The following is a 14202-nucleotide window of genomic DNA, read 5'->3' as shown; positions in this document are numbered from 1 at the left end:
TTTCATTTGCTGAGGCTGAGGAGGCTCGAACTCCCGACAACCTGATTAAAAGTCAGGTGCTCTACCAACTGAGCTACAACCCCATATTTAATTAGTGTACTGAGCTGCCATAATAAAAAGGCATAGACTCGAAACTGGGCTAGCTGGATTCGAACCAGCGAATGCCAGAATCAAAATCTGGTGCCTTACCGCTTGGCGATAGCCCAACAAAGGACTTAAATGCCCTTATTTACTTTGTTGCTACCGCAACAGGGTGGGTAGAGGGGTTCGAACCCTCGACCTTCGGAACCACAATCCGACGCGCTAACCAGCTGTGCCACACCCACCATATAAATACATGTGCCAGAAGGGATTCGAACCCCCGACCCACGGCTTAGAAGGCCGTTGCTCTATCCAGCTGAGCTACTGACACATATTCAAAAACTTAGAAAATAAAAAGCGGGTGATGGGAATCGAACCCACGTATTCAGCTTGGAAGGCTGATGTTCTACCATTGAACCACACCCGCATATTAATATTTATTTTCAAGTCGGGGTGACAGGATTCGAACCTGCGACCCCCTGGTCCCAAACCAGGTGCTCTAGCCAAACTGAGCCACACCCCGATATATTAATGCGTTGTTCGTTGTGCTTATCTCTCTCGCGAACAATAGAGAGTATATATGAGAATCAAGCCTTTGTCAACAGCTTTTCTCAAATTTAATTGTTAGAATTTAATGAAAAATATCTGATATTCTAACTTCTTAAAAATACCTCCAGGCACTGGCATACCTGGAGGCTGTAAAAGGAGTCTAATAACTTCCCTAAGAAACCCGGTTAGAAACTCAGGGAAAGGAAATTGGTAATTTAAAATGTAAGAGCTACAGCCTAATTAGACTGCTGCTAAAGCTCTGCCAAGTTCCTGACAAGCTTCTTCTGCTGCTCCATCAGGGGCATCCTGACAAATCACGCCCTCACCGTTTACTACTGTTGCGCCTGCAGCTGTCATACGATCAACCCAATCGCGCATCCACTGTCCATCGCCCCATCCATATGAGCCGAAAAGACCAATTGTTTTTCCTGAAACGAAGCCCTCTAAATCTGTTACAAATGGCTCCATCTCGCCTTCCTCAAGCACCTCTGCACCCATAGCTGGGCATCCAAGAGCAAAAGCCTTTGCCTGCTTGAGTTCATCTATTGAAGCATCGCCAACATATACTACGTTAGCCTCGCCGCCAGCTGCTGTAACACCAGCGCCTACAGCATTTGCCATACTTTCTGTATTTCCTGACTGTGACCAAAATACTACGTTTACCTTACTCATGTTAACCTCTCCTTTGATAAGTTTAATTCTAAACTGCTTTTTGAGATGATGACACATTGCTATATTCCAATACTATATCCTTAACGGAACATCCCTTGGAAACCATACGTATCATCTCGTCTTTAACATAATCAAATTTTTCAAATAGTTTTTGTTTCTCAGCGGCCTTGTCGTACACTTTCCAATACCCTGATATCTCAAACTCATCTCCCCCGTGTGTGATGAAGCCTTTCACATCACATAATGGATACCCTAGAAATACTCCCATCTCATGTGGAAACTCTTTTCTGCTAAGGATAAAAGCTTCATATCTTTCCTGGAAAAATCTAAGAGAATATCCAAAAGCATCAGTGCGATAACCGTATTGTGCCAGAAATTCTCTCACTTCCTTTTTTGCAAGATAAGCCATAAGCATATCCTTATTAAATACAAGGAAGATAACTCGTTTTCTGTCATATACCAGGCGATACCCCAAAAGTCCAGAATACCTTAAAACGAATCTAACTTTATCCTCCTGTTCTCTAGGGACAATAAGAAGATTTGAAGTTTTAAGGCCAGCTATAGTTGGTGCACACTGTAGTACAATTTGTAATTCAACCTTTCGCCTGTCCATGGCACATATCATTTCAAAAACTTCTTTACACATGATGTTAGCTTCCCCCTCGTCATGTTAGCCATTGCTAACTGCGGTTATCATAACCTAATGCAGGTTTGAAGTCAACACTTTTTTCACATTTTTTTCTTATCAATAAAAACTATCAACTAGAGAAAAAAAGACCACTGGCTAAGCCAATGGTCCTAAGTATTATTTTATTTTAGCAATGTATTAAGAATGCCTCTAAAAAGCTGTGCTCCAGTGTTGCCACCTAACGTCTGCCCAAACTTTCCTCCAAATTTTTTACCAACTGTTTTGCCTACTTCTCGGCCTACCGTACCAGCTACAGTTGTTCCAACAGACTTAGCTGCACGTTTCTTACGATTAGCCTCCTTCTCTTTTTCACGTTCAGCAGCCTTTTCTTTAGCTGCCTGCTCTTTTGCAGCCGCCTTAGCAACTTCTGCCTCTTCTTTTGCCTTTTGGGCTGCCTCAGCCTTTTCAGCGCCAATTCTTTGGAGCAATTCGTATGCAGATTCAGGATCTACAGCATTTGCATATTTCGAGTAAAGCATGCTTCCCATTATTGCATTATTTCTCGTAGCTTCATCTACTCCACCCATTCTAGACTGTGGTGGTAAAACAGACACCTTTTCAACCATTGTAGGCGTTCCATCTTCCTGTAAGAATGATGTTACAGCCTCTCCTGTTCCTAATGTTTCAATCACTTCTGCAGTGTCAAACGCAGGATTTTCTCTATATGAATCAGCCGCAGCCTTCAAAGCCTTTTGCTCTGTAGGTGTGTATGCATGAAGTGCGTGCTGCACCTTATTTCCAAGCTGTGCCAACACACCATTTGGAATATCACGAGGATTCTGGGTAATAAAATAGACACCAACGCCCTTAGAACGTATAAGCTTCACTACCTGCTCTATTTTATCTAATAATGCTTTTGGCATATCCTTAAATAGCAAGTGCGCTTCGTCAAAGAAGAATACCATCTTAGGCTTATCCAAATCTCCAACCTCTGGCATGATTTCAAACAGTTCAGAAAGCATCCACAAGAGGAATGACGAATAAAGTGTTCCGTTGCTAACAAGATTCTGGCTATCAAGAATATGAATCATGCCGCGGCCCTGCTCGCCAACTGTAAGCCAATCACGGATATCAAGGGCTGGCTCACCAAAGAACTGGTCGCCTCCGGCTATTTCCAGTGATACAACAGCACGCTGAATAGCGCCCAAGCTCTGTGGGCTAAGCTTTCCATACTCGGCAGCAAATTCCTTATTATTTTCTGAAACATAATTAAGCATAGACTTTAAATCTTTAGTATCTATAAGCGCTAAATTATTGTCATCTGCAATTTTAAATACAATAGCCAAAATATCGCTTTGCATTTCATTTAAATCTAGAATTCTTGACAATAAAAGCGGTCCAATTTCAGTGATAGTTGTACGCACCTGAATTCCATTTTTGCCATATACATCCCATAATGTCACTGGATAATTGTGGAAATTGAATCCATAATCGTTTAATCCGAATTTTGCAATTCGCTTTTGCATATCCTCACTATCAGTACCGGCATTTATCATCCCTGCAATATCGCCTTTAACATCTGCAAGAAATACAGGCACACCCATATCTGAAAATGATTCCGCAAGCACCTTTAATGTGATTGTCTTACCAGTTCCTGTTGCACCTGCAACAAGTCCATGTCTATTAGCCATTTTAGGAAGCATGTACACTGGCTCTCCTGCTTCTGTGTTTCCTACCCATATCTTTCCATCTCTAATCATATTGTTCCTCCACTACCGCTATACTTCTTCTAGATAACTGACAAAATCCAGATTGTTCAACTCATCAATAAGTTCCTGATGATAATGCTTTCTACCAAAATCAAGCTCAATCATAAGCGCTGTATCACTTCCTGACAAAGTCTTGTCCTTGGTCTTATTCATGCTGCTGATATGATATCCCAGCTCAATAAACTTCTTTTTAAGCTTTTTGACACCGTTTGTCTCTTCAACTTCTATATATAAACTAACGTAACGGCTGTTTTCCTCTATTTTTTGGCTAACGTGTACCAATATGATATTGGCAACCATCACAAAACCAAAACACACAAGACCTACCGTGATGTACCCTGCGCCAAAAGCCATGCCCATGCAAGATGCCACCCACAACGAGGCTGCCGTTGTAAGTCCCTTGATTTGGTTTCTGCCAGTTACAATAATTGTTCCTGCGCCAAGGAAGCCTATGCCGCTAACAACTCCTGCAGGGATACGGCTAACATCAGCATTCATATCCGGTATCATAGCAAGATAAATGTTTAACACTGCTGCAACTGCAGACCCAAGGCTCACAAGTGCAAAAGTCCTAATTCCTGCACTATGACGTCTTACTACACGCTCCCAGCCTATCAGACTGCCGCAGAAAGTCGCTAGCAAAAGACGAATAGCCACCGCCATATCACTATTCCCCTGCAAATAATCAATAACCGTATTTACCATATTTTTCTCCTATTCCTGTGATGCCTCAATATTATCGACTATAAAATCCGTGCAACGATTAAGCTTTAGATTTTCACTTCCGCACTTTGGGCACTTCCCGTCAAACTCATGGCGAGTAAACTGCGCGCCGCAATCTTTACAGAGCACCTTTGATTCTTTGATTTTTGCACAAACTTTTACGCCATCAAGTAGTGAATCTTCACTCATCACTTGCAGATATTCTTCTATTATTTCTGGGACGTAGTCACACTGGTCTCCAATCAATAGATTAATCTTTTCTACTTTGTTTACGTTATTCAACTCAGCCTGTTTTTTGACTATATTATAAACGTATTCTGTGACAGCCAACTCGTGCATATTTTCCCCTCAATAAATCAAATCTATTACATATATTTTATTTCATATGGGTGATATAGACAAATACATTTTATAATACTTAACTTTTGCTAGTCTAACGCAAGCCCTTTAGTTATAATAAATTCAATTGTATTTTTAAATTAGGAGAAAGTTTGTCATGAAAGAGTTTTTAAAAAGAAAGAATATCGAAATCTCGGTAAAAAGATACCTTATTGATGCACTGGGCGCCATGGCCCAAGGTTTGTTCTGTTCACTTCTAATCGGAACAATCATCAATACAATAGGAACACAGTTTGGTATTGGATTTTTGACCACTACTGTTGCTACAGTTGGTGATGCAGAATATACCGTTGGTGGACTTGCTTCAGCAATGAGTGGCCCAGCAATGGCCATTGCTATTGGATACGCACTTCAAGCACCTCCTTTGGTACTATTCTCACTGAGTACTGTAGGATTTGCCTCAAATGCCCTTGGTAAAGCCGGCGGTCCTCTTGCTGTTTTATTTATTGCCATTATTTCAGCAGAAATCGGTAAGGCCGTTTCAAAAGAAACAAAAATCGATATTCTAATTACACCTCTTGCCACAATCGCAGTAGGTGTTGGGTTATCAGCTTGGTGGGCACCTGCCCTCGGCAAAGCCGCAAGCTCAGTTGGAACATTGATTATGTGGGCTACCACAAAACAGCCATTCATCATGGGAATTCTCGTATCTGTAATTGTGGGTATCGCTCTTACATTACCTATTTCATCTGCCGCAATTTGCGCTGCATTATCGCTTACAGGTCTTGCTGGTGGTGCTGCCGTTGCTGGCTGCTGTGCTCAAATGGTTGGTTTTGCTGTAATGAGTTTCAAAGAAAACAAATGGGGCGGCCTTATCTCTCAGGGAATAGGCACATCCATGTTACAGATGCCAAATATAATCAAGAATCCTCGCATTTGGATTTCACCAATTCTTTGCTCAGCAATCACTGGTCCACTTGCCACTTGCTTATTTAAGCTTGAGATGAACGGTACACCTGTTTCTTCAGGTATGGGAACCTGCGGTTTCGTTGGACAGATTGGTGTATACACAGGCTGGCTTAATGATATTGCTGCTGGCACAAAGACAGCAATCACTACTATGGATTGGGCAGGCCTCATACTCATTTGCTTTGTGCTTCCAGCTGTCCTTTGCCCATTGTTCAACACTGTTGCCAGACAACTTAATTGGGTCCACGACGGAGATTTAAAATTAGATTAAGACAACAAAATCCCCTGTACATATCACAATGATTGATATGTACAGGGGATTATTTTTATCTATTAAAGAACTCAACAAATTCTTCATAGCCCTCGTTTGAGAGCTGTTCCTTCTGGAACTTTTTATTCTTATTCATTCGTACTACAAGCACTGTCTGGCCTTCAGCTCGTGCAGCCTTTGCCTGTGCCATAACATCTGCAAGCTTCTCTGCTGGATATCCTTTTTCTACTAAATAAGCTACCTTCTTATTAGCTCCAGGTACCTTGAAGCCCTGCTCCATAAGAAGAAGAATGATTCTTTCAAAACCGATTGAGAATCCACATGCTGGTGTATTCTGTCCTGTGAAATTACCAATCATCTTATCGTAACGTCCGCCGCCACCGCAGCTTCCACCAAACTCAGGAATAGCGATTTCGAAAATTGTTCCAGTATAATAGCTCATACCTCTAACAAGTGTTGGATCGAATACAAGCTCAAACTGTGCTTCCTTAGTTGCATTAACAGCTGTAGCAATTTCACGCATCCAATCAGCAACCTCTTCATCAAGGAATTCACCAAGCTTAGATAGTAAAACATCCATACCTGCAGCAACATCCTTGACATTTTCAAGAGCACCAAACAGCTCAACATATTTATCAATAGACTCCTGTGGGTAACCAGCTTCAAGAAGCTCCTTTGATACTCCATCAAGACCTATCTTATCCATCTTATCAAGTGTGATAAAAATTGAATCGTAATCTTCCTCAGCGAATCCAGCATATGCTGCCATAGCCTTAAGAATTCTACGCTCATTTATACGAATCTCGAAATTCTTAAATCCGATTCTGCCAAGTGTAGTTGTTGTAGCAAGAATAAGCTCTATTTCAGCAAGGTTGCTTGGCTCGCCCAATATATCGATATCGCACTGTGTAAACTGTCTGTAACGTCCACGCTGTGGTCTATCTGCTCTCCAAACAGAACCAATCTGAAGTGCCTTGAATGGAGATGTTAATTCATTGGCGTGATTAGAGTAGAATCTGCAAAGTGGAACTGTAAGATCGTATCTCATACCAAAATCAACAACATCTTCTTCACTTTGAGCCTCAGGGATATTAAGCTTTTCGCCACGCTTCATAACCTTAAAGATAAGCTTTTCGTTTTCGCCACCCTGCTTATTTGAAAGATTGCCAATCGATTCCATAGCTGGTGTCTCGATAGGTGTAAATCCAAATGAACGGTATGTTTCTTTGATTATTGAAGTAACATAGTCTCTTACTTCCATCTCGTATGGAAGTATATCCTTCATTCCATTGACTGGTTTCTTGTTTAAAGCCATTTTAAATCCTCTCTAAGTCTTTCTCTTTTTCTATCTATCATTTCATCAATTCGATCCATGTAAAGCTGGACATCCTTGACATTTTCACATCGTGTAACTGTAGCACCATGATCTGTAACAAACTTGCAGGCAGTGCCACAACCAAGTGCCATTATAGTTTGTTTTTCTTCCATTATCAAGATATTATAAAGCCCCTCTTTGCCAGCAGTAGCATAACCTATGTTTTCAAGATTAGCAGCCATATTCTTCTGGCGATACAAATAATATGGTTCCATGCCCATATCTTTTGCTGCCTCAAGACAAATATCCATATGACTCTGGGAATTATCAATCAAATAATCATCATAGGCTTCCCTATCTATATTTAATCGAGCAGAATGCTTAAGAGCAAGGGAATGTACTGTCAGATTATCAGGAGCCAGCTTCTTGATTTCATCCAATGTGTATTTCACATCATCGATTGTCTCACCCGGCAAACCAAGAATCATGTCCATATTGATATTGTCGAATCCAAGCTCTCTAGCCCAGCCGAATACCTTGTGTATATCCTCTACCTTGTGGAAACGCCCAATCAAATCCAATGTCTTTTGATTCATTGTCTGTGGATTGATGGAGATTCGTGTCACAGGATGATTCTTCATAACCTGAAGCTTTTCATATGTGATTGAATCTGGACGGCCTGCCTCGATTGTGTATTCCAGCAATGATTCTGTATCGAAGTATTTGTCTACCAATGAAAGCAGCTTTTCCATATGCTCTTCGTCCAAAGAGGTAGGTGTTCCGCCACCAATATAAATCGTGGTAAGACTCTTTCCCTTACATGCCTCTGCGGTAAAAGCCATTTCCTTTTCAAGAGCTGCTAAATAATCATCCAGCTTTTTAGTCCACAATCCAATTGGGTAAGAAGTAAAAGAACAATACAAGCATGTGCTTGGACAAAAGGGAATGCCAATGTAGACAGAATAACCATTATCATAATCAATCTTTGATAGCAGCTTATGTTCCATATGGGAAACCTGAAGGCTAAGATCTATCTTTTCCTGAGATGTAAGATAAGTCTCCTTCATGTAGGCTGCGACCTGCTCATCACTTGCTCCGTTTTCTATCATTCCAAGCGAAATCTTTGTAGGACGAATACCTGTAAGCGTGCCCCATGGCAAAGTCTTTCCCGTGCGTGCGCTTAAGCTTTCGTAGATAGCAAGCTTTAATCTATTTTTAGTATCAGGCCTGTTAGAATAATCGATTTCAATCTCTCGGCCATCTAACGTGAGCTTATGATCCTCATAGTTCACATTCATACAAAATAAAAGCCCTTCATCCTCTGGAGCAGCTTCGGTGCCTATTCGCACCTCCTCCTTTGGATAGAAGGCCTTTACTAATGAATAAATATCATATTCAAAATTATCTTCATTCAACCTTACGTATATCATAGGTATGGATTGTATATCCTCTCTTCTTCAATTGTTGTAGGCGTGTTATGGCCTGGATAGCAAATGGTATCGTCTGGTAGCGTCATCAGCTTTGAACGGATTGAATTCACAAGCTGTCTCATTGAGCCGCCAGGGAAATCTGTTCTGCCTACCGAACCGCAGAACAGTGTATCGCCAGTGAATACTACACCTGCATCAGGGAAATAAAAACAACAACCACCAGGTGTATGACCAGGAGTAAACAAACATTTAAAATGCATACCAGCTAAATCCATTTCCTGATCATCCTTAAGGAAACAGTCTGCCTTATAAGACTCACTGCTACCATACATTGCTCCAGAAAGGTTCAGAGAAGGATTCTTGAGTTCCTCCTCTTGAGCTTCATGAGCATATATTTTGATATTGTATTCCTTTGCAATTGTAGCAGCTTCTCCCGCATGATCAAAATGACCATGTGTCAAAAGAATTGCCACTGGTGTTGTGCCAGTCTGAGCAACAGCATTTTTAATGCGTTCTGCTGCTGAGCCTGGATCTATAATTATTGATTCGTTAGTCTGTTCATTAATGGCCACATAGCAATTTTCAGCTGCAGCCGGTAAAAGAACCTTTCCTACTTTCATTCTATCCTCTAGGTCTTTCTACATCGATGATAGACTCAACCTGCTTAATCTTTTCCACAAGGGAGCGCAGCTGCTCACGGCTTTGAGTGCCAAACTTGATAGTGATTGTAGCAACACCCTGCTTGCTAGTCTTTGAGTGTATAGAATCTATATCGATTTCTCTTTCTGTGAAAATACGTGTGATATCAACAAGCAAGCCAGTACGATTGTTTCCATAAATGTTAATCTCGGTAAGATATACGCCGCCTTTCTTGCCCTCTTCTTCAAATCCTGCAGCCCACTCAGCCTCGATAAGTCTTTCCTTTTCGAACTCAGGCAGATTAATCATATTGATACAATCTGTTCGATGAATAGACACACCTCGTCCTCGTGTGACAAATCCAACGATTTCGTCACCTGGTACTGGATTACAGCACTTTGAAAAACGAACTGAGACATCGTACAAACCGCTAACTGTAATACCGTTTTTAGACTTTGGCTTGATTTTCTCGCTACCACCAGAATGCTCAGCAAGAACATCCTCATCGCTAACTTTGATAGGATGATCCTTCTGCCATTCAGAAAACATTCTGTTGATAACAGCGCCTTCTTTTATAGCGCCCTGGCCCACTGCAGCAAGACAATCGTCCCAGCTATGGAAGCCATATTTATTCTTGATAAGCTCTTGGTATTTAGGCTTGTTGACCTCGCCTAAATCTATGCCCTTTTGCTTAGCCGAATTGATAATGAGTTCCTTACCTTTGGCAATATTTTCGTCTTTTGACTGGCTGCGGAACCACTGATTTATTTTATTCTTGGCCTGAGAGCTCTTGACTATGTTAAGCCAATCGCGGCTAGGGCCATTAGTGTTTCCTGATGTGACGATTTCGATTCGGTCACCATTTTGAATGACGTAATCGATAGGAACAAGCTTACCATTAACCTTTGCTCCAATCATACGATTGCCGACTGCCGAATGAATAGCGTAAGCAAAATCGATAGGTGTAGAGCCGTTAGGCAGGTTCTTAACATCACCGCTTGGTGTGAAGCAGAATACTGTGTCTGAGAAAAGATTAAGATCAGACTTCAGTAATGATGAAAACTCCCTGTTATCAGAGATTTCTTTCTGCCATTCAAGGATTTCACGAAGCCATGAAAGCTTTTCCTCTTCGCCAACTACTGTAGAACCTTCACCGCTCTCCTTGTATTTCCAGTGAGCAGCGATACCATATTCACTAGTACGATGCATTTCGTATGTACGAATTTGGATTTCGAATGGTGAGCCATTTGGACCAATGACTGTAGTGTGAAGTGATTGGTACATATTAGGCTTAGGCATAGCAATATAATCCTTGAAACGCCCTGGAATAGGGGTGTACATTTCGTGGATAACACCCAATGCTGCATAACAGTCCTTGATTGAATCAACGATTATACGAACGGCAAATAAATCATATATCTGATCGATGGTCTTATTTTGATTAACCATCTTTTTGTAAATACTAAAGAAATGCTTTGCTCTGCCGTATACTTCAGCAGGAATCTCAGCTGCTTTAATGTGCTTAGAAACATCCTCTACAAGAGAATTAATGTATTCATTACGCTGCTCTTTTCTAAGAGCAATCTTTTCAACTAAATCATAGTATGCTTCTGGCTCAAGATACTTAAGAGAAAGGTCATCAAGCTCAATCTTCACCTTGCTGATACCAAGACGCTGTGCCAAAGGAGCATAAATCTCCATTGTCTCCTTGGCCTTCTCTTTTTGCTTTTCTGGGCGCATGTACTTAAGTGTACGCATGTTGTGCAATCTATCAGCAAGCTTGATAAGGATTACGCGGATATCCTTCGCCATGGCAAGAAACATCTTACGGAGATTTTCTGCCTGGATTTCTACTTTATCCTCATCATAATTTAACTGGCCCAATTTGGTGACGCCATCAACAAGTAAGGCAACTTCCTCGGAAAACTCTGCTGCGATTTCTTCCTTAGTGTAGATAGTGTCCTCCACAACATCATGAAGAAGACCCGCAACGATTGTTTCTTTATCTAGTTCGAGATCTGCCAGGATAATAGCCACACAAAGTGGATGGATGATATAAGGCTCTCCAGACTTGCGCGCCTGACCCTCGTGGGCCTTGTGGGCAAGATTGTAGCCTTTTTCAATCATAGAAATGTCGGTGTTTGGGTGGTACTTACGAACCCTGTCGATAAGCTCTTTGTATAGCTCGTCTGGATCAACAAAATCCGTGGTAGCAATGACACCATGATTATCCATTGCGACTTTGCTTTCAAGTTTCTCAAGCTCGGTCTGATTAAGAATTGCCATGATATCACCACCTTCCCAAAATTTTTATTAAATATTATATAATTTAACGAGTTAAAAAGCAACAATCACAATGCCTAAAGTTAAGGCTATTCCTAGACATTTTTGCATTTTTCTGATATCATATGTCAGGTTTTATAGTATATTTTTTGTTTCGAAAGGATTATATAAATGATTCAAGCGAATAATGTCACTCTTCGTTTTGGTAAAAAAGCCCTTTTCGAAGAGGTTAATATCAAATTTACTGAAGGTAACTGCTACGGTATCATCGGTGCCAACGGTGCTGGTAAGTCTACTTTCTTAAGAATCTTATCTGGTCAGTTAGAGCCTACTAGCGGCGAAATCACAATGAGCCCTGGTAACCGTCTTTCTTTCTTAGAGCAGGATCACTTCAAGTATGATGAGTTTACAGCTCTTGATACAGTTATCATGGGTAATCAGCGTCTCTACGATATCATGAAGGAAAAGGACGCTATATATATGAAGGAAGATTTTTCTGACGAAGATGGTATCCGTGCTGCTGAGCTCGAGACTGAGTTTGCCGAGATGGATGGCTGGAATGCAGAATCTGATGCAGCTACACTTCTTAACGGCCTTGGCGTAGACACAGAATTCCATTACACACAGATGTCAGAGCTTCCAGGTGCTTTAAAGGTCAAGATTCTTCTTGCACGTGCACTATTTGGTTCACCTGATGTTCTTCTTCTCGATGAGCCTACTAACCACTTGGATTTAGATGCTATTGCATGGCTCGAGGAATTCCTTATTAACTTTGAGAACACTGTCATCGTTGTATCCCATGACCGTTACTTCCTTAATAAGGTTTGTACACACACAGCAGATATTGATTACGGCAAGATTCAGCTTTACGCTGGTAACTACGATTTCTGGTATCAGTCTTCACAGCTTATCATTCAGCAGCGTAAGGAAGCTAACAAAAAGAAGGAAGAGCAGATTAAGGAATTACAAGAATTCATCCAGAGATTCTCTGCTAACGCTTCTAAGTCTAAGCAGGCTACATCTCGTAAGCGTGCATTAGAGAAGATTCAGCTCGATGACATCCGTCCTTCTAGCCGTAAGTATCCATACATCGATTTCCGCCCAGCTCGTGAAATCGGAAACGAGGTTCTTTCAGTTGAAAACCTTACAAAGACAATTGATGGCGAATTAATTCTCGATCACCTTTCATTCAATGTTGGTCGTGAAGATAAGATTGCGTTCGTTGGTTCAAACGAGCGTGCAAAGACAGTATTGTTCCAGATTCTTGCTGGCGAAATGGAGCCAGATGAAGGAAGCTACAAGTGGGGTGTTACTACTTCACAGTCTTACTTCCCTAAGGACAACACAGAGATTTTCTCTACTGACCTTCTCATTGTAGACTGGCTCACACAGTTCTCTGAAATCAAGGATGCTACTTATGTTCGTGGTTTCCTTGGACGTATGCTTTTCGCTGGTGATGACGGCGCAAAGAAAATGAAGGTTTTATCCGGTGGTGAAAAGGTTAGAGTTCTTCTTTCACGTATGATGATTGAGAATTCAAACGTTCTTATGTTAGATGAGCCTACTGACCACCTTGACATGGAATCAATCACTGCACTTAACACTGGTCTCCAGAAGTTCTCAGGTGTAATCCTCTTCTCTTCTCGTGACCACGAAATCGTGCAGACAACAGCTAACCGTATCATCGAAATCCTTCCAAACGGACAGATGATCGATAAGATGACAACTTACGATGAGTACCTTGAGTCTGATGAAATGGCTCGTAAGCGTACAGTCCTTGAGATGTCTTCTGAAGAATTGGATGACTAATATGTAAATAGAGAGGCCTACAGCATATAGCCGTAGGCCTCTTTTATACATATACAAAGAGTAACAAAAAGCCAGCTACAGATTTAATCCATAGCTGGCACTCGTATTTAAAAATACCAAATTTTTAACTAGGCCGATACTTTGTTAACAGTTATCGGTTTTTCTCCCTGCGAAGCGCTTCTTTTTTTCTCCCCAAAAGCTCTTCTTTTATCTTCCTCTAGCATAAGCTTTAACTTAACCTTTGCTAGTTTTAGATCAATGTCTTCTTGTACTTCCATTACTCAATACCCCTTACTACAATTTCTAGCCCACACAAACAACACGAAGTGAACAGGCTGATATAAATTCTGTTATTATACCTTGTTTTTTCAGTTCAAACGCCTTGCCAATTACCTCCTCTAATGTACAGCATGTAATAATCTGTCCTACTACCATTTTTTCATCTCCTCCACCGTATTTAATTTTACAATGAAATTATATCACTTTTTTTGTCACACTAGTATCACACAAAATCACATTTCTATTTTTATATTTACCTCTGGAAACAGAGCCATGTTTTCAATTAGCTTGTGTAATGATTTTCATGCTAAAAAAGCTTGTGTGGCATAACTTTGGTGTATATTTTAAAAGTTACTTGTTATATTTTGGCTGCCAGCTAATCACAAGTAGTTTTCCCCTATTTTGAGCAGTTATCTACCGATGCCCCACGCCACAAATACACACAT

Annotated in this window: 13 protein-coding genes and 6 tRNA genes; 2 read left to right on the top strand and 17 right to left on the bottom strand. The window is 41.0% G+C overall.

The window, feature by feature from the left end:
* Positions 1 to 10 precede the first annotated feature (10 nt).
* From T498_RS0105210 to T498_RS0105160, 11 genes are all read right to left on the bottom strand, one after another.
* Positions 11 to 83 (bottom strand) — tRNA-Lys (locus T498_RS0105210).
* Between the two features lie 51 nt (positions 84 to 134).
* A tRNA-Gln gene (locus T498_RS0105205) sits at positions 135 to 206 on the bottom strand.
* Positions 207 to 252: 46 nt separating this feature from the next.
* A tRNA-His gene (locus T498_RS0105200) sits at positions 253 to 326 on the bottom strand.
* Positions 327 to 338: 12 nt separating this feature from the next.
* Positions 339 to 412, bottom strand: a tRNA-Arg gene (locus T498_RS0105195).
* A 25-nt stretch (positions 413 to 437) separates the two neighbouring features.
* Positions 438 to 508 (bottom strand) — tRNA-Gly (locus T498_RS0105190).
* 21 nt (positions 509 to 529) lie between these two features.
* Positions 530 to 604, bottom strand: a tRNA-Pro gene (locus tag T498_RS0105185).
* A gap of 266 nt (positions 605 to 870) precedes the next feature.
* Positions 871 to 1302 (bottom strand): flavodoxin, encoded by a 432-nt coding sequence (locus tag T498_RS0105180; RefSeq protein ID WP_028235001.1) that lies wholly within the window; start codon positions 1300 to 1302, stop codon positions 871 to 873.
* 28 nt (positions 1303 to 1330) lie between these two features.
* A complete protein-coding gene (locus T498_RS0105175; protein ID WP_028235000.1) occupies positions 1331 to 1948 on the bottom strand; it encodes a DUF3793 family protein in 618 nt (205 codons plus the stop codon).
* A gap of 164 nt (positions 1949 to 2112) precedes the next feature.
* The gene (locus T498_RS0105170; protein ID WP_028234999.1) at positions 2113 to 3690 is read right to left on the bottom strand and encodes a helicase HerA-like domain-containing protein; all 1578 of its coding nucleotides are present in this window, start codon (positions 3688 to 3690) and stop codon (positions 2113 to 2115) included.
* 18 nt (positions 3691 to 3708) lie between these two features.
* Positions 3709 to 4404, bottom strand: a complete 696-nt coding sequence (locus tag T498_RS0105165) for an MgtC/SapB family protein (RefSeq protein WP_028234998.1) — start codon at positions 4402 to 4404, stop codon at positions 3709 to 3711.
* A gap of 9 nt (positions 4405 to 4413) precedes the next feature.
* On the bottom strand, positions 4414 to 4761 hold the full coding sequence (locus tag T498_RS0105160; protein WP_028234997.1) for a hydrogenase maturation nickel metallochaperone HypA/HybF: 348 nt from the start codon (positions 4759 to 4761) through the stop codon (positions 4414 to 4416).
* A 157-nt stretch (positions 4762 to 4918) separates the two neighbouring features.
* Between T498_RS0105160 and T498_RS0105155 the strand changes: the two genes are divergently transcribed.
* Entirely contained in the window at positions 4919 to 6001 is a 1083-nt protein-coding gene (locus tag T498_RS0105155) for a PTS transporter subunit IIC (protein WP_028234996.1), read from the top strand.
* Between the two features lie 55 nt (positions 6002 to 6056).
* Here the strand turns inward: T498_RS0105155 and hisS are convergent, their stop codons facing one another.
* From hisS to T498_RS0105135, 4 genes are read right to left on the bottom strand one after another with little or no spacing between them, the layout of a single operon-like run.
* A complete protein-coding gene (gene hisS, locus T498_RS0105150) occupies positions 6057 to 7316 on the bottom strand; it encodes a histidine--tRNA ligase (protein WP_028234995.1) in 1260 nt (419 codons plus the stop codon).
* Positions 7307 to 8746, bottom strand: a complete 1440-nt coding sequence (gene hemZ / locus T498_RS0105145) for a coproporphyrinogen dehydrogenase HemZ (protein WP_036977874.1) — start codon at positions 8744 to 8746, stop codon at positions 7307 to 7309. The genes hisS and hemZ overlap by 10 nt, the downstream gene beginning before the upstream one ends.
* Entirely contained in the window at positions 8743 to 9366 is a 624-nt protein-coding gene (locus tag T498_RS0105140; protein WP_028234993.1) for an MBL fold metallo-hydrolase, read from the bottom strand. Before T498_RS0105140 ends, hemZ begins: the two co-directional genes overlap by 4 nt.
* Before the next feature lies 1 nt (position 9367).
* Positions 9368 to 11671 (bottom strand): RelA/SpoT family protein, encoded by a 2304-nt coding sequence (locus T498_RS0105135; protein ID WP_028234992.1) that lies wholly within the window; start codon positions 11669 to 11671, stop codon positions 9368 to 9370.
* 168 nt (positions 11672 to 11839) lie between these two features.
* On the opposite strand from T498_RS0105135, the gene T498_RS0105130 reads away from it, so the two are divergent.
* Positions 11840 to 13477, top strand: a complete 1638-nt coding sequence (locus tag T498_RS0105130; RefSeq protein ID WP_028234991.1) for an ABC-F family ATP-binding cassette domain-containing protein — start codon at positions 11840 to 11842, stop codon at positions 13475 to 13477.
* Between the two features lie 128 nt (positions 13478 to 13605).
* On the opposite strand, the gene T498_RS16685 is transcribed toward T498_RS0105130, so the two are convergent.
* Entirely contained in the window at positions 13606 to 13755 is a 150-nt protein-coding gene (locus T498_RS16685; protein ID WP_155951020.1) for a hypothetical protein, read from the bottom strand.
* Positions 13756 to 13780: 25 nt separating this feature from the next.
* Positions 13781 to 13912 (bottom strand): hypothetical protein, encoded by a 132-nt coding sequence (locus T498_RS17110; RefSeq protein ID WP_256380491.1) that lies wholly within the window; start codon positions 13910 to 13912, stop codon positions 13781 to 13783.
* Positions 13913 to 14202 lie beyond the last annotated feature (290 nt).

The organism is Pseudobutyrivibrio sp. MD2005, assembly GCF_000621865.1.
Lineage (GTDB): Bacteria > Bacillota > Clostridia > Lachnospirales > Lachnospiraceae > Pseudobutyrivibrio.
This window is presented reverse-complemented; position numbering and strand designations above follow the sequence as displayed.